This window comes from Chryseobacterium cheonjiense (genome assembly GCF_012927265.1).
GTDB lineage: Bacteria > Bacteroidota > Bacteroidia > Flavobacteriales > Weeksellaceae > Chryseobacterium > Chryseobacterium cheonjiense.
In genome coordinates this window covers 1,795,336-1,819,914 of sequence record NZ_JABBGF010000001.1, presented here as the reverse complement: position 1 = coordinate 1,819,914, position 24,579 = coordinate 1,795,336, and the positions used below count along the sequence as shown (strand labels likewise).

22 protein-coding genes are annotated in these 24,579 nt (G+C 37.2%); 10 read left to right on the top strand and 12 right to left on the bottom strand.

Going from position 1 to position 24,579, the window contains the following annotated elements:
• Positions 1-77 precede the first annotated feature (77 nt).
• From HHL20_RS08195 to HHL20_RS08180, 4 genes are all read left to right on the top strand, one after another.
• The gene (locus HHL20_RS08195; RefSeq protein ID WP_169230657.1) at positions 78-3,563 is read left to right on the top strand and encodes a glycosyltransferase family 117 protein; all 3,486 of its coding nucleotides are present in this window, start codon (positions 78-80) and stop codon (positions 3,561-3,563) included.
• A gap of 88 nt (positions 3,564-3,651) precedes the next feature.
• Complete coding sequence (locus tag HHL20_RS08190) at positions 3,652-5,139, top strand: hypothetical protein (RefSeq protein WP_169230656.1); 1,488 nt, start codon at positions 3,652-3,654, stop codon at positions 5,137-5,139.
• 88 nt (positions 5,140-5,227) lie between these two features.
• A complete protein-coding gene (locus HHL20_RS08185; protein ID WP_169230655.1) occupies positions 5,228-5,761 on the top strand; it encodes a DUF1697 domain-containing protein in 534 nt (177 codons plus the stop codon).
• 741 nt (positions 5,762-6,502) lie between these two features.
• Positions 6,503-6,844 (top strand): helix-turn-helix transcriptional regulator, encoded by a 342-nt coding sequence (locus HHL20_RS08180; RefSeq protein WP_169230654.1) that lies wholly within the window; start codon positions 6,503-6,505, stop codon positions 6,842-6,844.
• Between the two features lie 15 nt (positions 6,845-6,859).
• Here the strand turns inward: HHL20_RS08180 and HHL20_RS08175 are convergent, their stop codons facing one another.
• Positions 6,860-7,591 (bottom strand): MBL fold metallo-hydrolase, encoded by a 732-nt coding sequence (locus HHL20_RS08175; protein WP_169230653.1) that lies wholly within the window; start codon positions 7,589-7,591, stop codon positions 6,860-6,862.
• Between the two features lie 144 nt (positions 7,592-7,735).
• On the opposite strand from HHL20_RS08175, the gene HHL20_RS08170 reads away from it, so the two are divergent.
• From HHL20_RS08170 to HHL20_RS08155, 4 genes are read left to right on the top strand one after another with little or no spacing between them, the layout of a single operon-like run.
• The gene (locus tag HHL20_RS08170) at positions 7,736-8,923 is read left to right on the top strand and encodes an MFS transporter (RefSeq protein WP_169230652.1); all 1,188 of its coding nucleotides are present in this window, start codon (positions 7,736-7,738) and stop codon (positions 8,921-8,923) included.
• A 20-nt stretch (positions 8,924-8,943) separates the two neighbouring features.
• Positions 8,944-9,642 (top strand): DsbA family oxidoreductase, encoded by a 699-nt coding sequence (locus tag HHL20_RS08165; protein ID WP_169230651.1) that lies wholly within the window; start codon positions 8,944-8,946, stop codon positions 9,640-9,642.
• Between the two features lie 27 nt (positions 9,643-9,669).
• Entirely contained in the window at positions 9,670-10,254 is a 585-nt protein-coding gene (locus tag HHL20_RS08160; RefSeq protein ID WP_169230650.1) for a 5'-methylthioadenosine/S-adenosylhomocysteine nucleosidase family protein, read from the top strand.
• A gap of 1 nt (position 10,255) precedes the next feature.
• Positions 10,256-10,777 (top strand): GNAT family N-acetyltransferase, encoded by a 522-nt coding sequence (locus tag HHL20_RS08155; RefSeq protein ID WP_169230649.1) that lies wholly within the window; start codon positions 10,256-10,258, stop codon positions 10,775-10,777.
• 5 nt (positions 10,778-10,782) lie between these two features.
• Here the strand turns inward: HHL20_RS08155 and pdeM are convergent, their stop codons facing one another.
• From pdeM to HHL20_RS08110, 9 genes are all read right to left on the bottom strand, one after another.
• Positions 10,783-11,427 (bottom strand): ligase-associated DNA damage response endonuclease PdeM, encoded by a 645-nt coding sequence (gene pdeM / locus HHL20_RS08150; protein WP_169230648.1) that lies wholly within the window; start codon positions 11,425-11,427, stop codon positions 10,783-10,785.
• A gap of 21 nt (positions 11,428-11,448) precedes the next feature.
• Positions 11,449-12,831 carry an MATE family efflux transporter gene (locus tag HHL20_RS08145; protein WP_169230647.1) on the bottom strand — a complete coding sequence of 461 codons (1,383 nt, stop codon included), beginning with the start codon at positions 12,829-12,831 and terminating at the stop codon, positions 11,449-11,451.
• A gap of 89 nt (positions 12,832-12,920) precedes the next feature.
• Positions 12,921-14,105 carry a sigma-54-dependent transcriptional regulator gene (locus tag HHL20_RS08140; RefSeq protein WP_169230646.1) on the bottom strand — a complete coding sequence of 395 codons (1,185 nt, stop codon included), beginning with the start codon at positions 14,103-14,105 and terminating at the stop codon, positions 12,921-12,923.
• A gap of 55 nt (positions 14,106-14,160) precedes the next feature.
• Positions 14,161-14,820, bottom strand: coding sequence for a YggS family pyridoxal phosphate-dependent enzyme (locus tag HHL20_RS08135; RefSeq protein WP_169230645.1), 660 nt, complete (start codon positions 14,818-14,820; stop codon positions 14,161-14,163).
• A gap of 249 nt (positions 14,821-15,069) precedes the next feature.
• Positions 15,070-15,933, bottom strand: a complete 864-nt coding sequence (locus HHL20_RS08130) for a polysaccharide deacetylase family protein (protein WP_169230644.1) — start codon at positions 15,931-15,933, stop codon at positions 15,070-15,072.
• Between the two features lie 127 nt (positions 15,934-16,060).
• Positions 16,061-16,798, bottom strand: a complete 738-nt coding sequence (locus HHL20_RS08125) for a DUF72 domain-containing protein (RefSeq protein ID WP_228463129.1) — start codon at positions 16,796-16,798, stop codon at positions 16,061-16,063.
• Positions 16,799-16,848: 50 nt separating this feature from the next.
• Positions 16,849-19,692, bottom strand: coding sequence for a heavy metal translocating P-type ATPase (locus tag HHL20_RS08120; protein WP_169230643.1), 2,844 nt, complete (start codon positions 19,690-19,692; stop codon positions 16,849-16,851).
• A gap of 210 nt (positions 19,693-19,902) precedes the next feature.
• Entirely contained in the window at positions 19,903-20,463 is a 561-nt protein-coding gene (locus tag HHL20_RS08115; RefSeq protein WP_169230642.1) for a helix-turn-helix domain-containing protein, read from the bottom strand.
• A complete protein-coding gene (locus tag HHL20_RS08110; RefSeq protein ID WP_169230641.1) occupies positions 20,460-20,861 on the bottom strand; it encodes an acyl-CoA thioesterase in 402 nt (133 codons plus the stop codon). The genes HHL20_RS08115 and HHL20_RS08110 overlap by 4 nt, the downstream gene beginning before the upstream one ends.
• 384 nt (positions 20,862-21,245) lie before the next feature.
• On the opposite strand from HHL20_RS08110, the gene HHL20_RS08105 reads away from it, so the two are divergent.
• Complete coding sequence (locus HHL20_RS08105; RefSeq protein ID WP_072882544.1) at positions 21,246-21,650, top strand: RNA recognition motif domain-containing protein; 405 nt, start codon at positions 21,246-21,248, stop codon at positions 21,648-21,650.
• A gap of 164 nt (positions 21,651-21,814) precedes the next feature.
• Positions 21,815-23,368: a T9SS-dependent choice-of-anchor J family protein gene (locus HHL20_RS08100; protein ID WP_169230640.1), complete on the top strand. Its 1,554-nt coding sequence runs from the start codon at positions 21,815-21,817 to the stop codon at positions 23,366-23,368.
• Positions 23,369-23,402: 34 nt separating this feature from the next.
• On the opposite strand, the gene HHL20_RS08095 is transcribed toward HHL20_RS08100, so the two are convergent.
• Together HHL20_RS08095 and HHL20_RS08090 are read right to left on the bottom strand one after the other, a co-directional pair.
• Positions 23,403-23,903, bottom strand: a complete 501-nt coding sequence (locus HHL20_RS08095) for a BlaI/MecI/CopY family transcriptional regulator (RefSeq protein WP_169230639.1) — start codon at positions 23,901-23,903, stop codon at positions 23,403-23,405.
• Positions 23,904-23,912: 9 nt separating this feature from the next.
• Positions 23,913-24,515 (bottom strand): phosphatase PAP2 family protein, encoded by a 603-nt coding sequence (locus HHL20_RS08090; protein WP_169230638.1) that lies wholly within the window; start codon positions 24,513-24,515, stop codon positions 23,913-23,915.
• Positions 24,516-24,579 lie beyond the last annotated feature (64 nt).

Here is a 24,579-nt window from a genome sequence, read left to right as displayed (position 1 = left end):
GCCAAATTCTTTAAATTTTGTTAAAAACCGCCTAAAATCATAGAAAAGCCTTATTTTCGCGTAATTGATTTAATACTATGAAAAATTGGACTTTCAGGCGATGGAACACCGTTCTCGGATGGGTGGTTTTCGTCATTTCATTTATCACATACTTGTCCACCATAGAACCCAATTTCAGTTTTTGGGATTGTGGCGAGTATATTTCCTCTGCGGTAAAACTTGAAGTAACGCACGCTCCGGGAGCGGCATTATTCCAGATTATTGGCGCTGTGGCAGCCATGTTTGCGCTGGGGAAAGGCGAAAATTATTCTATCGTCATCAATGCAATGTCTGCATTGTTCAGTGCGTTTACAATCCTGTTTTTATTCTGGACCATTACCCATTTGGTCAGAAGGCTTTTAAATAAGGATTTTGACGACATTACGAAACATCAGGAGATTTCCATTCTTTTTGCCGGCGTTGTTGGTGCTTTGTGCTTTACCTTTTCAGATACCTTCTGGTTTTCTGCGGTAGAAGGAGAAGTATATTCAATGGCATCAATGTTTATTGCACTCTTAGTGTGGTTAATTACCAAATGGGAGAATGAATACCAGATGCCTGACAATGAACGGTGGATTATCTTAATTTTCTTTATTCTCGGACTTTCTGTAGGGGTGCACATGATGTGTATGCTGGCAATACCTGCAGTATGCTTTATATATTATGCAAGAAAATACACATTTACCTGGAAAAATTTTATCTGGGCAAATGTTATTACACTTGTGATCCTGGCAATTGTTTTTAAAGGAATTTTCCCTTTCATCATGACGATGTTCGGGAAGCTTGAAATTTTCTTTGTTAACGGATTAGGGCTGCCTTTCCACTCAGGGACTATCGTGGCATTTATTCTGATGATTGCGATATGCTATTTCCTGATTTCGTATACCAGAAAGATGAAAAGAAATGTATACCAGACCATCGCTTTATCTGTGGTGTTTATGATGATTGGTTTTTCATGCTGGATGGTTATTCCGATCAGGGCAAACGCCAATCCTCCGATGAACCTTAATGATCCGGACAACGCCATAGGAATGCTGGATTACTACAACAGGGAGCAGTATGGTGACTGGCCTACCATTTACGGACAAAACTATACGGCTTATCTTGATGCGAACGGAATTGAAAAAAATGAAGACGGCAGTTTCAAAACCCAGAAAACCGGTGAGATCTACGAAAAAGATGAGAAAACCGGAACGTACAGAAAAACCGGGGACCGATTCAATTATGTATTCAATAAAGCACATGTCGGTTTTATGCCGAGAATGTTTAATGAAGATAAAGATGTTATGGCGAACTACATTTCCATGTACGGAGCGCCGGATTTCAGCTTTAATTATTCAAACGAAGATATTGCAGACAGCCCGGAGGCAAAGCAGATCTTTGATGAATTGAGAAAGAAATATGAAGATAAATCGATTACTGCATCAGATTATCTGAAGGTAAGACCTTATAATCTTATTAATGTTCAGAAACCTTCACTCGGACAGAATTTAGATTATTTTATCACATTCCAGAATTCATATTATTTTGTACGTTATCTGATGTGGAATTTCGTAGGACGCCAGAACGATCTTGAAGGAAATATGGAAAGTACCCGTGGTAACTGGATCTCCGGGATTCCTTTTATTGATAATAATATAGTAGCCAACCAGGACAAAATGCCTGCGAAGTTCAAGAATGAAAGTACAGTAAAATTCTTCTTTTTACCATTACTTTTAGGACTAATCGGATTCTTTTTCCAGCTTAATAAAGATTTCGGAAGATTCTACGCCATGCTTTCAATATTTGTATTGATGAGTTTAGGAATTATTTTCTATACCGGCGTCAAACCATTTGAGCCTAGAGAAAGAGACTACGCAATGGTCGGTTCATTCTATGTTTTTGCCATTTGGATAGGATTGGGGGCAGCAGCCATTCTCTGGTTCCTGCAGTCTAAAATCAAATCAAATGCAGCCAATCTGGTGGCAGGAATAGTTTTGCTTGGAGTACCTTTTATGATGGGATTCCAGAACTATAATGTACATAACAGACACAATCGTTATACTTCATACGACTATGGATATTCTGTATTAAAATCATTACCGAAGGAAGATATTTTATTCGTATACGGTGATAATGATACATATCCGGTTTGGGCGATTCAGGAAACGGAAAGATTCAGAGATGATGTAAAAGTCGTTAATTTTACTTTAGCGTCTACTCCGTGGAATATCGACCAGATCAAAAGAAGAACCTATAATGCAGCGCCGGTTCCCGGAGTTTTAACTCATGAAGACTATAGAGACGGATCCAACGACCAAATCTATATGATGAAAAAAGAAGACTGGCAGGGTGTGTTCTCTATGCTGAAAGAACAGGGTGCACCTGATACGGAATTTGCAGAATTTAAAAAATATCTCGTTCAGGATTCTATGACAATGAAAGAAGCAATCAGCTTCCTTAAATATTCATCGCCTGCAAAGAACGAGCTTCTTAAAATGTATTTCGGTGAAGAGAAATATGAAAAATACAATATTTTACCGGTTAATAAATTCATTCTTCCTGTAAACAAAGCAAATGCCGTAAAAGCAGGGATCATTAATGCTGCAGACCTTCCGAATACGGTAGACCAGATTATGATTACTTATAAGGCTAATACATTATACAAGAATAACCTGATTATGCTTGATATTCTGGCTAATTTCGACTGGAAAAGGCCTATCAATTTCTCTTCAGGAGGAATTTATGACAGCGAGAATGTTTTCTATCTGGATGAATATCTTCAGTTTGACGGTTTCAGTTACAGGCTGATTCCTATTCACACGCCGCAAACGCCGGACGGTGAATTGGGAAGAGTAGATGCCAATTCTTTATATAATGTAGTTAAAAACTTCAGATGGGGTAATTTTAAAGATCTCAATACCCACTTTGATGAAACAGCAACTTCCAACATTATGAGCTACAGAGCTTCGGCAAGCAGAGCAGCAGCAGCACTGGCAACAATGGGACAAAAAGGAAAAGCGCTTGAACTTCTTGATCTTGCATCCAGAGAAATTCCTGCCGAAAAGTACAACGATCCTCGTTCATTAAGTTCAATGGTGTACGGTTACATTGTTTCAGGTCAGGAAAGCAAAGGATTGAAGCTGGCAGAAGTACTGAAAAAAGGAATTTTTGAAGAGTATGATTATTATATGAGTCTAAGCAAATCAGATCAAAGCTATCTGCGAAGACAGATCAGAACCAAACCGATGGAATATTCTTTAGTGATCTCGGCGGTTACAGATGCTTATACCAGACTTGGCCAAAAAGATAAAGCGTATGATTATCTTGTGAAGTCCATTGAGCCGATTGATAAGAAGTTCAACACCTTCATTGAAAATCTTAAAGAAATGGGCAAGGAAAAAGCGATGAATGAATCTGAGCAGGTACAGAAGATCACGCCATTCTACCAATACTTATTTGATATTATGGAACCTTTTGATTCTACTTATTCGAAAGAGAAAGAAAGCCAGATTACCAACTCGATAATTAAAGCGACACAATAATATAATGAAAACGGAACTTCGGTTCCGTTTTTTTTATGTGGGATTCGAATGGTTAAAAAGATTATATTTGCGATATTAAAGAAACACAATGGCAGAAATAAAAAATCATAGAATCCCGGTTTATGCTGTTTTCGGTACAGTTATTTTTAAATTATTATTTCTATTAACACATTATATTCAGGAAGATGCTTTCATTACCTGGAGAGTCGCTCAGCATCTGATGGATTACGGAGTTATCGGCTTCAATGGTCCTGAAAAAATTTCTGCTTCTACAACACATTTGTACGTTTTTGTTTCGTATCTGTTTAATCTGATTTTCGGAAAAGAAAATTTTATTGAGCCTCTGCTCATCTTCAATTCGGTACTGTTCACCCTGGGTAGTCTTTTTTTATCCCATTTACTGTTAAAAAATGCTTGGCATAAAGCAATATTTATCTTTTTAATAGGCATTTTACCACCGGCTATCAAAATTTCCATTCTTGGGATGGAGTACGGGATTCTGTTCTTTCTTGAAATGATGCTGTTGTATTATGGGTTTAGCAAGGGTAAAAAGTGGGTTCAGATTGTATTGCCGGTGCTTATTTTATTTACCCGCGTCGACACCGTAATTTTTCTGGGAATTGTTTTCATCATAGATGTTTTATGGACTAGAAAAATCCGCTGGACCTATATTCTTGGAGGAATTTTGGGAGTAGCCGGGGTATTGGCTTTTAACTGGCTGTATTTTGGAGAAATTGTCAATAATACCATTGTGGCTAAAAAACTGGCTTACGACAAACAGTATACCTTCCATCAAAACTTTGATAATTTTTTAGAGAATTTCGGTAACTTCTGGGGAATGCTGAAGCTTCCTGGAGATTTTAATCCGCTGACTGTTTTACTGTTGATTTTTGAATGGCTGTGTTTTATTTATTTAATCCGACAAAAAGAAAAAAGAAACTTTTTCCTGTGGATTATTTTCATTTTCGGATGGATTAAGCAGATTATCTTTCTTTCCCAGAAAAGTCTTTTCGACTGGTATTACTGGGTGCCTCAGATTCTGCTTTTTGCTCCGGTTTTGCTATTTGTTCTTGAGCAGAAACAAAAAAGAAACCTTTGGCTGTCATTATTGATATTGTTTTACATCATTCCGATGCTGACTTTCCAGACGGTTCATTCTATTGCAACAGGTAATGGAGAATGGAACTATAGAAGAACAATAGGGCTATTTTTAAACACCTATGAAAAAGATAAAAATCAATGGATTTTTCTGGAGCCTGCAGGGTATGTTCCTTATTTCTCCGGATTGAAAACAATTGATGAAGTGGGGTTGGTTGATAAAAAAGTTCAGGATGAAATCAGAAAAGATAAAAAGAATTTCTGGATGAATACCGTGAAAAACAGAAAACCGAAATATCTGCTTTCTTATGATGATTTATTTCAATCGGAAAACGCAGAATATTTGAAACTTCATTATAAACTGATCAAAGAATTCCGGGTAAAGGACCATCTCAAAAGCAATTACAAAATTTTAGAAAAAATTTATATTTTAAAACCTTCCGGGTCAGATTACAATTTATATGAAAGAATTGATTAATTTGGCGGGATAACAGAATTTTAAGTTAGCCTAAAAAATTGGATAAGTAAACTTCTGAATCTCAAATAATAACTATCAAGTTCAAAAAATGAAATACTGTGCATTCTTACGAGGTGTTAATGTAAAAGGAACCAACATGAAAATGGCCGAAGTCTGCCAGGTATTCAAAGAGACGGGAGTACAGGATATTACTTCGGTATTGGCTTCGGGAAATATACTTTTTACCTCTGAGAAAAGCCCGGAACAATTAAAAGCTATTCTCGAAAAAGCAATGTCCGATCATTTTTCGTATGATGCATTTTTGTTCATCAAATCTCAGCAGGAGATAAAAAACTTCTGGAACGGAAATCCTTTTACGAAAGACGAGAAGCTACATTGCTACACCTTTATAGGAAATGAAGGCGTTGAGAATATTCTGATGAATGAATTTGAAGCGGCATCGAAAACAGAACACGAAGAAGCAAAAATAATCAATACTATTTTTTACTGGCAGGTACCTAAAGGAAATACACTTGATTCCACCTTTGGCAAAATCCTGGGAAAGAAGAGTTTGAAGGATCAGTTTACAAGCAGAAATATCAATACCTTCGAAAAAATTCTTAAAATATTCGACAAAAAATAATTAGGTATCTCAACATCTTAAGCCCTTGCTTAGCTGTAATAATCATTATCAAAAATTCAAAATTATAAATGATTATTTATTAATTTAAAAATTCAACTCTTATGTTTTCAACATTGAATTTTGCGAGTTTTAGGTAAACCGCACCAATTGTACAATTCATTTATGCTATAAATTTTTCATAAAAAATAACTGTTTCATACCAGAATCAGCTGTTTATCTAGAATAAAATTATATTATGGTGAAAACAGGATAATATTACGATGATTTGGTACTCTTTTATCTTATAAATTAATACTTTATCTGCTTATTCTTAAATATAACTCACATTTTTTATACCTATTGATTACAATCATAAAAAACAATTTCAGAAAACTTTAGTTTTGTTCTCAGATTATTGAAATATTTTAAACGACCTGATGTAAAGGATAAAGGCAGCATTAAAGGAATTGGCGTGGTATGTATGTGGTATTTTAATTCAGGAAAATTTTAATCATTTTTTCTTTCTTTGTCTTTACCTAAAAATATAATCGCAATTTTTGTGAAAATATTTTAATATTAAATGCAAAAAGCAAGAAAAACGTAATTACTACTAAGACAGGCCAATTTTCAAAATGATAAAATATCAAGCATAAATATAAAAACTTCAAAAAGCAGAAATAGAATCTGAATGAAGTATATGCGAAGAGTGTTAATGCTGAAGCTTACTAAAGCACCAGGAATTAGTAGAGATGAGAAAATATTATGAAAAACGAAAAAACTGAATTCAATTTAGAAGATTTAAACCAAAAAATTTTTGTGCAGGACGAAATTTTGGCATTAGCGAAAGAGAATTCTCCACGTCTGTTGAGTAAATTCAGATTAGTGGATCCGGACTTTTTTAAAAAGTTGTCCTCTATTCAGCCTAATTTAAAAAATTCTGAGCTTATTTTTTGTATCTATCTAAAGCTCAACTTAACAACGAAGGAAATTGCAACTTATACATTTGTTACTCCTAAAGCCATCCAGAACAGGAAAAACAGGCTGAGAAAAAAGTTGAATATTGCATCAACGGTTGATATCTATAAATGGTTTAATGAACTTTAAACCATTTTTTTCTTTTTAAAATTGCAGAACAGCTTTATTAAGGTCATGGTACAAAAGAATTTTCCAGTGGTTTTCAATTGCTTCTTTTTGCCATTTCTGTCTCAATTCCATCGCTTTTCTTCCGTCAAAATCACTTTTATAAGCCAGATGATATTGTAAGTAGGATGCCTGTGGCAGGTCATCTGCTCCGTAAAACACCGTTTCATCGCCTTCCCGTATCAGGAAAACCTGCATGAAAGGAGTATGGCCGCCGGCAACTTCAAAATAGATTTCATTCGTAATAAATCCTCTGTCTTCGTCCATCCATACGATATGGTCCAGGCTGACCAGCTTTTCCAGCGTATCAAAATCAAAAGAATAGCTTTCCCGATTGTTCATGGCATAATCGAGTTCCCGCTTCTGGATAAAAATTTCTGCATTGGGAAAGGTAGCCCTAAAGCCGTTTTCTGTGCGTGTTACAGTCGTTTCTATATGATCTTTGTGGAGATGGGAAAGCAGTACCTTCGTCACGTCTTCCGTATTAATACCTTCACTTTTCAGGATTTCAGAGATAACGGTTTGTCCTACTTCATTTTTCCATCCGATGCCGGCATCCAGGAGAATCACATCATGTTCCGTAATGATCAGGAAAGGGGTTACAGACATTTTTATTCCTTTTACCGTAGCAGCATTTTCATCTGTTAAGAGTGTAAAATCTTTGGTCCTGTTCGTTGAAAAGTTTCCTTCTTTCAGCGGTATAATTTTCATAGTGCAAATTTCTTCATAAATTCTGATCCGGAAAACCTTTTCCATCAATTAAAATCATCGCTAAAACCGATAAAATCTTCATTTCTGTTTATGGTAAAATAAGTATTTTTGTACAGCAATTTCGCACATTCTTAAACAAAATCTATGCAGTTGAATTCTACCGGTGGCATCTCACGTACTGTAATCTGGCTGATGACCGTTATCTCAGGACTTGTTGTGGCAAATATTTATTACAATCAGCCTTTACTTTCATTAATTTCAGAAGACTTACAGGTTTCCGAAGCTGCGGCAGGAAAGATTTCTGTTCTTACCCAACTGGGATACGCGGCCGGCCTTTTGCTGATTGTTCCGCTGGGAGACAAGTTGTTCCGTAAAAAACTTATTCTTATTGATCTTCTGCTTGTATTTGCTGCATTATTGTGGATGACATTTGCCAAAGAATTGTGGATGCTGTATGCCGCCAGTTTGCTTATCGGAGTAACGTCGGTAATTCCGCAGCTGTTTGTACCCATTGCAGCAGAACTTTCGGGGGATAAAGAAAAGTCATCAAATATAGGATTGGTAATGTCCGGGCTGTTGCTGGGAATACTTTTGTCGCGTTTCATAGGAGGTATTGTGGGAGAAATATGGGGCTGGAGAACCATGTTCGGAATAGCGTCCGGAATGATGATCTTCGTTTGGATTGCCGTCTATAAAATGCTTCCTGACATTCATCCGAACTTTAAAGGAACGTATGGTGATTTAATGAAATCAGTATTTCACCTTGCAGCAACCCAGCCTGTTTTGCGACTGGCTTCATTCCGTGGAGCGATGGCTTTCGGTTCTATGTGCGCTTTATTTACAACGCTGGCTTTCCATATGGAGAAACCACCGTTTAACGCCGGTTCTTCGGTAGTGGGAAGTTTTGGCCTGGCCGGGGCGGCGGGAGCATTAGCTGCCGCAAGGGTAGGGAAGCTGCAAAAAATTTTTGATCTGAACAGAATCGTAATTTATGCCTTATCAGTAGTATTAATCAGTTGGGCATTCACTTACTTTGCAGGTGAAACTTATTGGGGACTGATAGCGGGAGTTGTTCTGGTGGACCTCGGTGTTCAGTCTGCCCATATTATGAATCAGACGGATTTCTTTCTTATAAAATCCAGCGCTGTAAACAGACTGAATACAGTGTATATGGTGTCTTATTTCATCGGTGGTTCTCTTGGGACATGGCTGGCTTCCGTTGCGTGGCAGTATTACCAATGGGGTGGTGTCTGCTTTGTAGGAACAGCAATGGGTGTTCTGGCTTTAACGGTGCATCTCCTTTTTAGCAGAAAAATAAAAGAAAAAGTATAATTCAATTAAAAATAAATACGATGAAAGTAGAAATCTGGTCGGATGTAATGTGTCCGTTTTGCTATATCGGGAAAAATAACTTTGAGAAAGCACTTGAAGATCTTCCTTTTAAAGATGAAATCGAAGTAGAATGGAAAAGCTTCCAGCTTGACCCGACCCTCGATCCTGATCAAACAAAAACAACCTTCGAATATTTCAGGGAGAAAAAAGGGTTTCCGGAGGCTCAGGCAAAGCAGATGATAGGACAGGTGTCGCAAATGGGAATAAAGTCAGGAATTAAATTTAATTTTGATAAAGCTTTAATTACCAATACATTTTCTGCGCATAAATTATTACATTTAGCAAAGAAGTATAAAAAAGCCAATGAGATGGAAGAAGCACTTTTTATAGCGCATTTCATCGAAGGAAAAAACGTCGGACATATTGATACACTCGTGGCAATTGCCGGATCTCTGGGAATAAATACGGATGAGGCACGCCAGGTTTTAACATCAGAAGAATTTAATGATGAGGTAAAAAACGATTTTTCTGAAGCGGGAAGTCACGGGATCTCAGGAGTGCCTTTCTTTATTCTTAATGGAAAGTATTCAGTTTCCGGAGCACAGCCAGTCGAATTTTTTGCCAATGCTCTTCAGCAGACCTATGAAGAAACGGTTATTCCGCTGAAAAATATTTCGGGCGGAGATAATTCCTGTGATGCCGATGGATGCAGCATATAATCTTTAAATTTAATATTCAATTTTTTTATGATTACAGTAAATGAAAACCATCAGTTTCCTTTAGATGAAACGCTCTTTGTTTTTGCCCTTGATTCTGAAGCGGGAAAGGTTTTTAATGATAAAAATAAACTCATCACGGGTATCGGCAAAGTAAATGCGGCGATGGAACTCACTAAAGAAATTCATCGAAGAAGGCCGAAATTAATAGTCAATCTCGGCTCTGCAGGAAGCAAAAGTTTCCACAAAGGGGAAGTGGTTTGCTGTACACAATTTATCCAGCGGGATATGGATGTGAGAGGGCTTGGGTTTAGTTTATACGAAACACCTTTGTCCGGTATTCCGCCATTGCTTGAGTATGGACTGAAAAGAAACGGTCTTCCGGAAGGAATCTGCGGCAGTGGCGATAGTTTCGAAATGAATCATTCTGAAGCCGATTACAATGTCGTTGATATGGAAGCTTATCCGCTGGCGCTGATTGCCATGAAAGAAAACATTCCGTTTCTTTGCCTGAAATACATTTCTGATGATGCGGGAAGCGACGCTGCCGATGACTGGACGGTACAGGTGCATCTTGCTTCAGAAGCATTTAATAAAATTTTATTTTTACAATAATATGACATCAATAGTTCTGAAAAAAGCTTCTGCGGAAGATCTTGAAACCCTGCAGCAGCTGGGAAAGGAAACTTTTTACGAAACGTTTTCAAAACATAACTCAGAGGAAGAAATGCAGAAATATCTGGCCGAAAGTTTTGCTTCAGAAAAATTGTTAAAGGAACTCAATACTGTGGATTCCCGGTTTTTTATAGCCTGGGAGGAAGAAAGCCCGGTAGGATATCTGAAAGTAAATTCAGGAGGATCTCAAACCGAACTTCAGGACGAAACTTCTCTTGAAATCGAAAGAATATATGTGAAAAGTTCCCATCAAGGTAAGAAAGTAGGGCAGCTTCTGTTTGATAAAGCTTTGGAAATTGCCCGGCAACAAAGCAAAAAATACATCTGGCTGGGCGTTTGGGGAGAAAATAAAAGAGCCGTAAGCTTTTATATTAAAAATGGTTTTACAGAATTTGATAAGCACATCTTCCGGTTAGGAAATGATGCGCAGACCGATCTGATGATGAAAAAAACGCTGGATTAATTAGATTAAATCTCATAGATCTCAGCATCAGTAAATACGTAGAATCTTCCTTTTTTAGGAAGATTTTTTGTATCCAGTCCTGTAAATTCGCTAAAAGCAGGCAAAAGAAGCTGATTTTCTGTGACCACAAAACAGGGAAGCTTTATTTTTTTAACGGCGGAATTAATAACAAATCCCGGATGGATGTGTCCGGTAATCTGAAATTTAGGATGCTTTTTTTCAAAATCATGAATCAGCATAAAATCTTCAATTTCCAGCAGCTCAGATTTAAAATTCAGACACAGTTTAGATTCAAGTTTTTTGGTAATCCTGTCGTGATTGCCTTCAATAAGATGAAACTGAAGATCGGTGTACTGGTTTCTCCAACTGCAGAATTCATCAACGTCCGAATTGTCGCCTGCATGAAGAAGATCTCCTACAACAATAAATTTTTCTGGCTTAAAATATTCAATGAGGATCGAAAGCCGCTCCAGATCATTTTTCATAATCTGGTTGGCCAAAGCAATTCCGTTTTTCCGGAAATGGGCGGTTTTTCCGATGTGCAGATCCGAAAGAATAAGGGCTTTCTGCTCTTCCCAGAATAAAGCTCTTTGATTGGTAAGGGTAAATGTTTCCTGACGGATCTTTATTTTTTTTGTCTGTACGTTCATTCTTTTCAGAATACTTGTTGATTATTGTGCTTTTAATTCACTTTCCCTATTACTCTTAATTCTTTTCGCAGACAGATTGAGAAATCTTTTTACCAGAAATAAAGCGGAAATGGTAAGTCCGAGACCCAATGCGATCCACATTCCGAAAGCACCCATTTGTAAGGTCACACAAAGAAAATATCCTAAAGGTATGGTAATGATCCAGTAGGCAATAAAGGTATAAATGGAGGGAATTTTAACATCCTGCATGCCTCTGAGTGTTCCTAAAGCCGTTACCTGAATTCCGTCCGAAAGCTGAAATAAAGCAGCAATGATCATTAATTTTGCAGCTAAGGCAATGACTTCGACTTCTTCTTTTTTAGTAAAAAAAGTCGGGAGAATATTTCTTCCCAAAATAAAAACAATTCCGCAGATGGCCATAAAAATAAAAGCGATCTTCAGGTTGTTGATTCCAACTTTTCTTAATTCCGTAAAGTTTTGTTCGCCCAGCTTTCTGCCGATCATCACTGTAGAAGCAACACTGAACCCAATACATAAATTGAATGTAAATGATGCCATGCTCAAAGCAATCTGGTGGGAAGCGATATCATGTGCTGAAATCAGTCCGCAGATAAAAGCCGCACCGGCAAAAGCCGTTACCTCAAAAAACATCTGGAGGGCAGTCGGCAAACCTAATCGTACCATTTTATCAAACATTTTTTTTGAAAAAACTTCGATTTTTAAAGTGAAATCTTTGATATACCGTCGTGTTTTACTCTGCTTTAAAAGTACAAAATACAGGAAAACGACCATAAATATCCTGGCGATCAAACTTGCCAAAGCGGAACCTTTTACCCCCATCGGCGGAATTCCGAAAAGCCCTTTGATAAAAATGTAATTTAAAACAATATTGATAATATTCGCGATAATTGTGGCTTTTGTGACACCAATCGTATATGATAAACCTTCCGAAACTTCTCTCAACGTCTGAAATGCCATAAACGGAACAATGCTGATGGCCATAATGGTAAGGAAATCTACCGTATCCGGAATAATTTTTTCCGGCTGCCCCGAATGGTAGAGCAACGGCATTGCTAAAAGCAGAATTCCCATTAAAATAATTCCGACTGTCATGTTGATGACAAAACCATGACTGAAAACCGAGTTAATGGTTTTATGGTCATGCTTCGAATGAGCCTCCGAAACAAGCGGCGGAATCGCGAAAGAAAATCCTAACGCCAGCACAAACATCGAGAAAAATACCGCGTTTCCTAAGGAAACCGAAGCCAGTGCATCGGCTCCCAGCAGCTTTCCCACGATAATATTGTCAAAAAGATTCACTGATACCTGGCCGACCTGGGTCAGCATTACCGGCAGGGCGAGCGTAAGGCATTCTTTGGTATAATTTTTATGTAAAAAGTTCATAATAATTGATGGGTCATAGTTTTAATCAAAAAAAATTGCAGTAACAAGAGATACTGCAATTTTATAATTTATCTGAAGTAATACTTACATTATTTCCTTACAAAACTTGCAACGTCGTCAGCTGAAACAGTGTTTCCTCCTAAAATGATGAGCCTTTCCACTACGTTTCTCAGCTCTCTGATATTTCCTGTCCATGAAAGTGCTTTTAGGGCATCAATAGCTTTGTCATCAAATTTCTTCGGAGCAGTTCCATGCTCATCAGAGATAATTCCGGCAAAATGCTCAACAAGCGATTTAATATCTTCCTTTCTTTCGTCCAGAGATGGTACGTAAATCTCGATCACAGAAAGTCTGTGGTAAAGGTCTTCACGGAATCTTCCGGCTTCAATCTCCTTCTGCATATTTTTGTTGGTAGCGGCAAGCACTCTTACATCAACCTTTATTTCTTTATCGCTTCCTACAGGAGATACTTTGCTTTCCTGTAAAGCTCTCAATACTTTTGCCTGTGCTATAAGACTCATATCACCGATCTCATCCAGGAAAATAGTTCCGCCGTTGGCCTGCTCAAATTTTCCCTGCTTATCCTTGATCGCTCCGGTAAAAGACCCTTTTACGTGTCCGAATAATTCAGACTCAATTAATTCAGAAGGAATTGCAGCACAGTTTACCTCGATCATTGGACCTCTTGCTCTGTCACTCTGATTGTGGATTGCATGAGCTACAAGCTCTTTTCCGGCTCCGTTCGGTCCCGTGATCAAAACCCTTGCATCAGATGCGGCTACTTTCTCAATCATATCCTGAATCTTCTTTAAACCTGCTGATTCACCGATCATCTGGTACTTTTTGCTTACCTTTCTCTTGAGCGTTTTGTTTTCGGTCTGAAGATTTTTATTTTCTTTCTTCAGGCTTTCTTTGGCTAAAGCATTTTTTACGCTGGTAATCAGTCTGTTGATATCGATAGGTTTGGAAATGAAGTCATATGCGCCGTCTTTAAGGCAGGAAACGGCAGAATCGATGTCTGCGTGTCCTGAGATCATAATAAAAGTGGATTCCGGTTTTAGGGATAAACTCTGTTTCAAAAGTTCTGTTCCTGAAAGTTTAGGCATTTTAATATCGGAAATCACCAATGCGAAATCTTCTTTTTCTACCTGTTTATAACCTTCAAGGCCGTCTTCGGCGATTACAAATTCATAGTCAGTAAGTTCATCGGAAAGAATACTTTGGAGTACTCCTGAGATTGCTTTTTCGTCTTCTACAATAAGGATTTTTTGCATAGTTGCAAATTTAGATTTTTTGATTGAATTATTAGCAAAAACTATACCTAATCATCTATTTTGAATAATCTCTCCTTCCGAAAATTGCCGATCCTACGCGTATTGAAGTAGCTCCGCATTCAATGGCAATCGGGAAGTCATCACTCATTCCCATTGATAATGTCTGTAAAGGCTGAAGCTGATTTAATTCGTCAAAAAGTCTTTTAAGAATCAGAAATTCTTTTTTTATCTGATCCCTGTCTTCGGTGAAAGTTGCCATTCCCATCAGTCCGGTGATAACGATATTGGGAAATTCACCGTTGAGGTATTTTCTGTACAGGTTTTTTGCTTCTTCAATCTCAAGTCCGAACTTTGTTTCTTCTTCTGCAATTTTTACCTGAAGCAAAACATTGATGGTACGGTTGTGCTTACCTGCTTCTTTATTGATTTCCATGATCAGTTTTTCTGAATCTGCACTTTGGATGGTGTCAATAAATTCAGCGATGTATTTTACTTTATTGGTTTGCAGATGGCCAATCAGATGCCATTGGATATCTTTTGGAAGAAGAGGATATTTTTCGGCAAGCTCCTGTACTTTATTTTCTCCGAAAACTCTTTGGCCCAAATCATAAACTTCCTGTATAGCGGAGACGGGGTGGGTTTTTGATACGGCCACCAACTGTACATCCGAAGGAAGCTGTTTTTTGATATCGTTGTAATTTTCCTGAATACTCATACCTGCAAATTTCTGAATTTTAAATTAAAATGTAATCAGATCTTGTCAATTTTAATTTAACCGCAAAAGACACAAAAGATTAGTTTTAATTATTTTAGATAAACAAAGATCACAAAAAATAAAAATTAAAGATTTTAAAAACTTATGAGATCTTATTATCAATCTTACTAGTAAACAATTTTAAATATATTTTTAATCTTTTGGGCCTTTTGTGGTAAATAAAAATCAAATAAAGTTTAAAGAAATATTTCAGTTCAGTATTTCATTAATTCCCGGATATTCCGAGATTTTTCTGAAAACGAAACGGTTGCTTTTCTGAAGCTTCTCAATAAAAAGATCCAGCTCGTTGATAGAATCGGCATCGGTTAAATATTGGTCATGAGTAAGAAAAACAAGATGCCTTGAGGTTTTTTCAAGATCGTTAAAAAAGATACTGTCTACTTTTTTCAGCATGGCTTCATGGTTTCCTTTTAATACCATTCTATTGGTTGGTTTCCATTCAAGATCCCATCCGATTACTTTGTAACCTGCTTTTTTCAGACTGTTTGCTGCATCGCCTGAACTTTTCAGATCGGTAACGGTAATATTGTTGAGCCTCCAGATATTTCTCCCGGGTGTTCTTGCAATTTTATCGTAGAGTTTCAGGCTGTCTTTGGCCGTATCAAAATCATGAACTACTTCCACAGGATTTTTATAAAAATCGGTGTATTTGTTGTGAGCATGGGTAAAACTGTGGTTGGCAAGTTCGATCAGCTTATCTTTTCTCAGAAGCTGAAGATCCTGCTGTTGTTTTTTGCTGCCGTACGCATGCTTTCCGACGAGAAAAGCGGTAGCACAGACATTTCTTTTATGTAAAATTTTAAGAAGATTCTCTGTTCCATGGTTGGGGCCGTCATCGAATGTAAGGTAGATCACTCTTTTATCGGGCGGAACAGTTTCATCGATTTTGGGGACAGCTTTTGCGACGGGATGGTTTTTATGAATCATTTTTTCTGATTCTTTCTTGTCTTTTTTCTGGTTACAGCTGTTACATAGAATTGAAGTTGCACTCATCAATGCAAACATCCCAAGAAAAGTCTTTTTTAGAGACTTTTCCCCAAAGGTTTTTGTCATAAAATTAAAAGGAATTGAGTTGTTAAAAGTTGTTAAAAAATCCAAATAATTGTTAACAAAAATTATGCCTCTTTATAGGCTTATTTTACTTTTTAATTTTATTTTAATAAATTTTTTACGAAGCGTTTTATTCCAAAATACTTTTTAAATACAATCCGTTTTTGACAGCTGAAGTTCCCCAGGTATTATTGAAAAATATAAAAGTCTGATGTTGAGCGTTTTTAATTTTTTGTGCTAATTCTTTCAGAAATTCCTCACTGTACTCGGATTTGTAGAGCACAGGTTTACCATGAAGCCTGTAATAGAGAATAGCAGGATGGTTGATGATGACATCTTCCGGCAGGTTTCCGGGAAAGCTAACACCTGAAACGACAATATTATTTTCTTTAAGTATACCAAAAACATCCTGATCCCACCAGGAATCATGGCGAAACTCAATAACGTTTACATAGCTGAAGTCAATATTAGTTAAGATGAGTTCCAGATTTTCCGGAGTATTTTTGAACGAAGGCGGAAACTGATACAGAAAACCGGACAATTTTTCTTTCAGATGAGATCCAATATGTTCGCAGAAAACATTTATTTCTTCTTTGCAGTCCTTCATTCTTTTTTCATGAGAAATAGTTTTCGGAATTTTAATAAAAAACCTGAATTTATCCGGTGTTTCATCCGTCCATTTGATCAATGTTTTTGCAGTCGGTTTTCTGTAAAAAGTAGAGTTGATTTCCACACAGTTGAATTCCTGAGAATATAGGGTAAGAAAGTCTTTACTTTTGGCATCTTCCGGGTACAGCGATCCTTTCCAGTCATTATTGTAAAAACCTGAGCAGCCGATGTATAGATTTTCTTTTTTCATATTTTCCATAGGTGATTTTAAATTTTCTCAGACATCTGTTAAATCTGCGGGAGATTAAATTATTTATTCAAATCAACCGAATTTAACCGCAATGAATTTAAAATAACAGAAAGTGAACTAACACTCATTGCTGCCGCTGCGATCATCGGTGACAATAATATTCCAAAAAACGGATACAATAATCCTGCCGCAACCGGAACTCCCAAAACATTATAAATAAAGGCGAAAAAGAGGTTTTCTTTAATATTTCTCAACAGTTTCTCGCTTAGAAGCTTTGATTTTGCAACGCCCGAGATATCGCCTTTCAGTAAAGTAATTTCAGCGCTTTCCATGGCAACGTCGGTTCCGGTACCCATTGCGATCCCGATATTGGCCTGGGCGAGGGCAGGAGAGTCGTTGATTCCGTCGCCGGTCATAGAAACAATTTTTCCCTGCTGCTGTAATCTTTTTACTTCATTGAGTTTGTCTTCAGGATGACAATTGGCTTTGAAATGTTTGATTCCGAGTTCATCAGCAACTGCTTTTGCTGTGTGTTCATTATCTCCCGTCATCATAATTACCTCAACTCCTTCTTTGATCAATTGCTGAATTGCATTTTTAGCATTTTCCTTAATTTTATCAGTAAAACTGATGAAGCCTAAAACATTTTCGTTTTCTGCCACATAAGAAACGGTATGCGCTTTCGATTGTACTTCGATAGCTTTTTGTCTGAGATTTTCAGGAATTGAAATATCATGGGCAGCAAGAAGGCTCTCGTTTCCTACATATACTGTGCTTCCATTAATATTTCCTTTTACGCCTTTTCCTGAAATATTTTCAAAGCCGTCGACCTTTTCTGGTTTAATGTTTTCTTCTTTTGCTCTTTTAATAACTGCGGTAGATAAAGGGTGTTCCGAATTTTGGTTTAAAGAATACGCTAGTTTTAAAATGAAAGTTTTATCGTTATCCAATGTTTCTATATATTCTGCTGACGGTTTTCCTTCGGTTAAAGTTCCTGTTTTATCGGTAATTAAAACATTTACCTTATTCATTTGTTCAAGTGCTTCCGCATTTTTTATTAAAATTCCGTTTTTGGCACCTTTCCCGATTCCTACCATAAGAGACATCGGCGTGGCGAGACCCAAAGCACACGGGCAGGCAACTATTAAAACAGCAACAGCATTCACAAAAGCAAAAAGGCTTTTTTTACCTTCCGGACCGAAAATCTGCCAAAGAATAAAGGTGAGAACAGCCGCCAGGATAACGGCAGGAACAAATATTTTTGAAACTTTATCCGTCAATTTCTGGATAGGAGCTTTGCTTCTACTGGCTTCATTCACCATTCTGATGATGTGTGAAAGCAGGGTATCATCACCTACTTTTTCAGCTTTCATAATAAAAACCTGATTTCCGTTGATAGTTCCGGAAGATACTTTATCGTTTACCTTTTTTTCAACAGGAATTGGTTCGCCTGTAATCATACTCTCATCGACATTAGAATTTCCTTCTGTGATTTTTCCGTCAACGGGTATTTTTTCACCGGGTTTTACTTTCAGAAGGTCACCGATTTTAACCTGTGAAAGCAGGATTCTTTTTTCTTCTCCGTTAACGATAATATTGGCTTCGTCAGGGGAAAGGTTCATTAATTCCCTGATGGCATTTCCCGTTTTCTTGTGAGCTGCCGCTTCCATTAACTGGCCTAAAATTACCAACGTTAAAATTACACATACGGCTTCAAAATAAAGAGGCGTTTCGTGATGCGCTCCTCGGATTTCGTGAGGAATAATACCAGGAAAAACCAATGCTATTATACTAAAAATAAATGCGGCGGCAACACCCAGCGCAATAAGACTGAACATATTTAAATTCCAGGTTTTAAATGAAACCCAGCCTCTCTTGATCAGAAACCATCCCGAATAAAAAATCACGGGAAGCGTTAATGACAGCTCAATGACTCCCTGGATCTGATGAGAAAACGGAAAATCGATCATCATTCCTCCCATAGAAAGAATAAAAACAGGTATGGTAAAGAGTAATGAAATAATAAATTTTCTTTTCAGGATCTTATAGGTTTCATCTTCATTATCATCTTCTTTGTCAGGTATTTTAACGAGGTCCATTCCGCAGATCGGGCAGTCTCCCGGTTCGTTGCGGATAATTTCCGGATGCATCGGGCAGGTATATTGCGCCGCCTTTTTTTCGGGATATTTCACCAGACCCATTCCGCAGACCGGACAGCCGACGTTGGAGTCATAGACTTTATCGCCCTCACAAAACATCGGACAATAATATTTACCAGCCATTGCATCGGTTACCTTAGGCGGTTCATGATGGTGATGGTCGTGCTGTTGAGAATGATGATGGGTATGTTGCGCTGAGTTATTAACGAGTTCTTCTGTAATCTCTTCCAGGTGCATGTTGCAGACCGGGCAGTCTCCTTTTTCAGGATAAACTTTATTGCCTTCACAAAACATCGGGCAGTAATATTTCCCGATATTATCTTTAAAATTTTCAGGAAGATGGGAAGAGGAATATACAGGTTTATAAGTTGGATCTTTTGCAAGTTTTTCTTCAATAGGAACAAGGTACATATTGCACACCGGGCATCTTTTTCCCTGCTGAAAGTACACTTTTTCACCTTCACATTCCATAGGGCAGTAGTACACCGATGAGGGGGAGACACGATCCTGAGGTTTTATAAAAGCCTGCTCTGCTTGACCTGGATTTTCAAGTCTGTAATTACCGGCTTCTTTAAGGGCTTCATTTAAAAAATCCAGATCTACTTCCTTATCTGAAGTGATGATCGCCGTGTTATTTTCGAGATTTATTTCGGCTGTTATTCCTTCCAGGCTGTTTAGCTTTTCGGAAATTTTTTTCTGACAGCCGGAGCAGGTCATCCCGAGAATTGTATATTGATATTGCATAATCCTTTATTTATAGAACAAATTTCCAAAATGTATTCCGAAGCTTGTTATAAATTTAAGGATAATGTTTATAGAATTTTGTTTATGTTGTAGAGTTATAAAGTTGTAGAGTATGAAAGTAGGAGTTGTAATATTATAATGTTACCATAAAATAAATACACTAAAACACTAAAACACTCAAACCTTTAAACCTAAAACACTCAGATTCAGTTAGACCTGATCCAGTGGTTTTCGGTTATGAACTTTAAGCTTTTTAAATTCTGATGGGGTAAAACCGGTACTGCTTCTAAACTGTGAAGATAGATGCTGAACACTCTTATAACCCAGTTTCCCTGCGATTTCTGTTAACGTGAATTCATTGTACAGAAGTAGTTCTTTTACTTTTTCGATTTTTTGAAGGATAAAAAACTGTTCAAGGGTAATGTTTTCGTTTTGGGAGAATGTTCTGGAAACGGAGCTGTAATCCTTGTTGAGCGTGCTGCTTAAAAATTCCGACAGAAGAAAATCCTCATCAATATCCAGTTCGCTGATTTTTTTAATGATGAGGTTTTTGATTTTTTCAACAAGCTGTCGGGACGAGTCCTTAATTCTTTCGAAACCTATATCTTCCAGGCGTTTCTCCAGCAGAAGAAGTTTCTCATCCGAAACCTCAGATGCTGTTTCTGCTTCACCAAGAGTGATATTTTTAACGTTGATATTGATTTCGTTAAAAATACCTGAAACCGCAGTGATGCATCTTTCACACACCATATTTTTTATATAGATTTTCATTCGGGTTCCTGTTTACTGAGTCTGTCTTTTACAAACTCCACTTTTGTTTTTCCGTGAGGTGCAGGATTGCCACTTTCATCAAGATTTACCATAACAATTTTATCAACCGTAATAATGGTCTGGTGTGTCATTTTGTTTCTAACATCACATTTTAATGTAAGAGAAGTAGACCCGAAAGCTGAAACTTCTATCCCGATTTCGATAATATCTCCCTGTTTTGCAGAACTAACAAAATTGATTTCTGAGATGAATTTTGTAACTACTTTTTTATTTTCAAGCTGAATAACTGCATATAAAGCTGCCTCTTCATCAATCCACTGTAACAGCCTGCCACCAAATAAAGACTGGTTGGGATTCAGATCTTCGGGTTTTACCCACTTTCTTGTGTGATAATTCATAGTTGTAATATTTCCGGTGCAAATTTAGTGTTAAAATATAGCTCCATCCAAGCAATAGGCATTTACAGTCTGAAAGAAAATTATTTATTTCCTCAATGATGCCAACGCAAGCAAATTAATCTGTGTTAAGCATAATGTAAAATATTGACAATAATTATAACTTTACTAAATATTCATAAAAATTTCACGATGAATTAATACTTTTTAACAAAGTTATGTTTTAGTTGAAAATTTTATTAAAATATTTTTAAAAAAGCTTTTGATATGAAATTATAAGTTGTATATTGCACCTGTCTTATATCTGGAATCAATATTTGTTCATTCTTTATGTTGTTTTTCTTTTATAAACCAAATCATTTTTAACATTTTTAATTTTTTACTCAGATGAACATTTTTGTTTCAAACATCAATTACGCAACTAAAGACTACGAGTTGCAAGATCTATTTTCAGAATTTGGAGAAGTTTCTTCAGTAAAAATCATTACAGACAAAGAAACTGGCCGTTCAAGAGGTTTCGGTTTCATCGAAATGGAAGACGCTGAAGGTCAGCAGGCTGTTGAGGCTCTTAATCAGAAAGAATTCAACGGAAAAACACTTAATGTTTCAGAGGCTAAACCAAGAGAAGAAAAGCCAAGAAGAACTTTCAGTAACAACGCAGGCGGTGGAAACAGAGGCGGCGGAAGTTACGGAGGTGGTAACAGAAGTGGAGGTTACGGAGGTAACAACAGAAGCGGTGGAGGTTACGGCGGTGGAGACCGTGGCGGTAACGGCGGCGGAAAACGTTGGTAAAAATATAAGCGGCTCTTTTAAGAGCCGCTTTTTTTTATATTATACTATTTATATCATTTTATTAATTATGTAAGTATAATGTATTTTTCTCACATTTTTTATATTTTATTTGGCTAACTCACAGAAAGTTTGTAAGTTAACATACCAAAATTAAATTAATAATTATGAGAAAAAAATTACTTTTGGCATTGCTTGCAATGCCTTTTATTGCCAACGCGCAATTTACCCAGAACTTTGATGCAGGAACAACAATTCCGACAGGTTGGACCGTTTTAAATGGCGGAGATACCAATACATGGTCTATTGTAGACTATACCGGAGGAAATATTACGGCCTACAGTGGCGCCAATACTGCTTCTATCGGTTATAGCTCTTCAGCTCACGATGATTATTTGGTAACTCCGGCCATTACCGTTACTGCCGGCGTGAGCGATTTCCTATCTTTTTATGCCAGAAGCCGGGATCCTCTATATCCTGAAACCATCAGTGTGAAAATTTCTACTACCACACCTACGGCTGCTGCTTTTACCACTACATTAGCTGCATCGGTAGCTCCCGCAAGCGGCGCTAACTTTTATAGATATACCTATAATCTTTCAGCGTATGTAGGGCAGACCATCTATGTAGGTTTTTATTCTTCTACGACGGATATGTTCTATTTTGACCTGGACGATATTTCTGTGGGGCCAATTCCTTCATGCGGTTCGCCTTCAGGTGTTACCGTGAATACTGTTCTGTCTAGTTCTGCCAATGTAAGCTGGACGGCTTCTCCTACTGCAGGAGCAACGTATCAGATAGAGTATGGACCAACAGGATTTACCCAGGGAACTGGTACTGTAATTACTTCGTCTACTGCATCTGCTACTATTCCTAATCTTACAGCTGCCACCGGTTATCAGTTTTATGTACGGTCCAATTGCGGTACAAACGGCTTCAGTGCTTGGACGGCGGTAAAATCTTTCACTACTACCTGTGCTCCGGTTTCATCATTCCCTTATACCCAAAACTTCGACACAGCAACAATCCCATCATGTTGGGCAAATGAAGCCGTTACAGGAGGCGGAACTGCTACCTGGAGTTACGTAACGGCAAACGGCAACAGCTCAATAACACCTAAATCAGCTCCAAGAATGGCAGAATTCAGAACGACAACGGCAGGGAATAAAGCAAAATTATTATTGCCGCCTCTTAATATTTCTGCACTTGCCACACCTCAATTAAGATTCAGTCTTGCGAATGTTAACTGGTTCGGTGATGTGGATGAACTGAGAATTTATTACAAAGCAAATCCTTCGGATGCTTGGACGCAGTTAGGAAGTTCTTATACAACAGAAAATGCAGCATGGCTTGACGTAAGCATACCGCTTCCGAATAAGTCTGCAAACTATATGATTGCTTTTGAAGGAACTTCAAACTGGGCAAGAGGAATCGATATTGATAATGTATCTGTTGTAGATGCGTCTTCACTGGCTGTAAATGATTTAACAAGAAATACTACAGATATTAAAATTTATCCTAATCCGGTAAAAGATGTACTGAACATCAATTCTGACAAAAAGCTGAATAGTATTGAAATCTTCTCGCTTACCGGCCAGCTTATTAAAACAATTGATAAAGACACCAAACAGGTAAATGTTTCCGATCTTAAAAAGGGAGTGTATCTGTTAAGAGTTAAATCTGAAGGAAAAGACCAGTCCTTTAAAATAGTTAAAGAGTAATCTGTATAATACATGCCAAATAATAAGGCTGTCTCTATGCGAGGCAGCCTTTTATATATGTTGAGAGGTTATTCCTTTTCTTTCCTTTTCTTCTTTTTTTTCTCCTTGTTTTTCTTTTTGTCTTTTTAGGATTGAGAATTTCATTGACGTATTCAAACTCCGGTTCTTTTTTTTGTACAGGGTCTGCCTCAATATTAAAATCTTTAAGATCTTCTGTTAAAATTAACTGCTCATGAATCATAAAGCTTAATATTTCCTTTCCCGAACCGTTGAAGAAATTATCGGAAAGCTGGGCAAGCAGAAATTTTTTGTAGTCCTCTACCGGTACAATAGTCTGATATCTGAATATTCTTCCTTCTTTTTCCGTCGAGAGATATCCTTTTTCAGTCAGTATTTTTAAATAGGTAGAAACTGTATTCTGATGTGGTTTGGGTTCCGGATGCTGTTCCATAATGTCTTTTAGATAAAAAGATCCGAGTTTCCACAATAGTCTCATTAAGTTTTCCTCAGCGGATGTAAGATGATTTATTTTCATATGAAATTCTTAATGTTGAAACTGAATGTTGCAATAAAGATATATAAAAGATACCACAATAGCAATTCCGGCACCCATGAACACTTCCCGTGGTGTGTGCCTTTTTAAAATAACCCTTGTGATTCCTACCAAAGCTGCAATGCCCAGCCACACCAGTCCTGTGACTGTATCAATAGCAAAAAATAACGCTGCAACGAAGATATTGAAAGCTGTATGCATGGAACTTTTAATATAATAATTACTGATCTGCATGGCAAAAAGAAGTATCAGGATAAAAAGCATGACAAAATCAATATATCCGTTTTTGAAGTAATTGAAAGCAAAATAAGCGATTACACAGGCTGCAATAAAAAAATATAAGCTTTTGCGCTGGGTTCGGTTGGAAACATCCATATTGGTATATCTTCCTGTTCTCACGTTCCACACCAGCCAGATGATCACAGGAAGTATTATCATTAATAAGATGGGAAGAAAATATAAAAGAGAATCCTGAAGAGAGTAATTTTTAATACTCATAAAAATGAAAAAAATGATCAAAGAAACCAGAGGATTAAAAAAATCGGATATAATTCTTGAAATTTTATGAATAAATGAAGGCTGTTTTTCTTCCATAATTAAGTTTGACTATGTAAATATAATATTATAACCAAAAAAACAATGGGCAGGTATACAATAA

Bases quoted from the DNA above. Each gene is read 5' to 3' on its own strand.
- HHL20_RS08195 (WP_169230657.1), top strand. From the start codon at position 78: ATGAAAAATTGGACTTTCAGGCGATGGAACACCGTTCTCGGATGGGTG.
- HHL20_RS08190 (WP_169230656.1), top strand. From the start codon at position 3,652: ATGGCAGAAATAAAAAATCATAGAATCCCGGTTTATGCTGTTTTCGGT.
- HHL20_RS08185 (WP_169230655.1), top strand. From the start codon at position 5,228: ATGAAATACTGTGCATTCTTACGAGGTGTTAATGTAAAAGGAACCAAC.
- HHL20_RS08180 (WP_169230654.1), top strand. From the start codon at position 6,503: ATGAAAAACGAAAAAACTGAATTCAATTTAGAAGATTTAAACCAAAAA.
- HHL20_RS08175 (WP_169230653.1), bottom strand. From the start codon at position 7,591: ATGAAAATTATACCGCTGAAAGAAGGAAACTTTTCAACGAACAGGACC.
- HHL20_RS08170 (WP_169230652.1), top strand. From the start codon at position 7,736: ATGCAGTTGAATTCTACCGGTGGCATCTCACGTACTGTAATCTGGCTG.
- HHL20_RS08165 (WP_169230651.1), top strand. From the start codon at position 8,944: ATGAAAGTAGAAATCTGGTCGGATGTAATGTGTCCGTTTTGCTATATC.
- HHL20_RS08160 (WP_169230650.1), top strand. From the start codon at position 9,670: ATGATTACAGTAAATGAAAACCATCAGTTTCCTTTAGATGAAACGCTC.
- HHL20_RS08155 (WP_169230649.1), top strand. From the start codon at position 10,256: ATGACATCAATAGTTCTGAAAAAAGCTTCTGCGGAAGATCTTGAAACC.
- pdeM (WP_169230648.1), bottom strand. From the start codon at position 11,427: ATGAACGTACAGACAAAAAAAATAAAGATCCGTCAGGAAACATTTACC.
- HHL20_RS08145 (WP_169230647.1), bottom strand. From the start codon at position 12,831: ATGAACTTTTTACATAAAAATTATACCAAAGAATGCCTTACGCTCGCC.
- HHL20_RS08140 (WP_169230646.1), bottom strand. From the start codon at position 14,105: ATGCAAAAAATCCTTATTGTAGAAGACGAAAAAGCAATCTCAGGAGTA.
- HHL20_RS08135 (WP_169230645.1), bottom strand. From the start codon at position 14,820: ATGAGTATTCAGGAAAATTACAACGATATCAAAAAACAGCTTCCTTCG.
- HHL20_RS08130 (WP_169230644.1), bottom strand. From the start codon at position 15,933: ATGACAAAAACCTTTGGGGAAAAGTCTCTAAAAAAGACTTTTCTTGGG.
- HHL20_RS08125 (WP_228463129.1), bottom strand. From the start codon at position 16,798: ATGGAAAATATGAAAAAAGAAAATCTATACATCGGCTGCTCAGGTTTT.
- HHL20_RS08120 (WP_169230643.1), bottom strand. From the start codon at position 19,692: ATGCAATATCAATATACAATTCTCGGGATGACCTGCTCCGGCTGTCAG.
- HHL20_RS08115 (WP_169230642.1), bottom strand. From the start codon at position 20,463: ATGAAAATCTATATAAAAAATATGGTGTGTGAAAGATGCATCACTGCG.
- HHL20_RS08110 (WP_169230641.1), bottom strand. From the start codon at position 20,861: ATGAATTATCACACAAGAAAGTGGGTAAAACCCGAAGATCTGAATCCC.
- HHL20_RS08105 (WP_072882544.1), top strand. From the start codon at position 21,246: ATGAACATTTTTGTTTCAAACATCAATTACGCAACTAAAGACTACGAG.
- HHL20_RS08100 (WP_169230640.1), top strand. From the start codon at position 21,815: ATGAGAAAAAAATTACTTTTGGCATTGCTTGCAATGCCTTTTATTGCC.
- HHL20_RS08095 (WP_169230639.1), bottom strand. From the start codon at position 23,903: ATGAAAATAAATCATCTTACATCCGCTGAGGAAAACTTAATGAGACTA.
- HHL20_RS08090 (WP_169230638.1), bottom strand. From the start codon at position 24,515: ATGGAAGAAAAACAGCCTTCATTTATTCATAAAATTTCAAGAATTATA.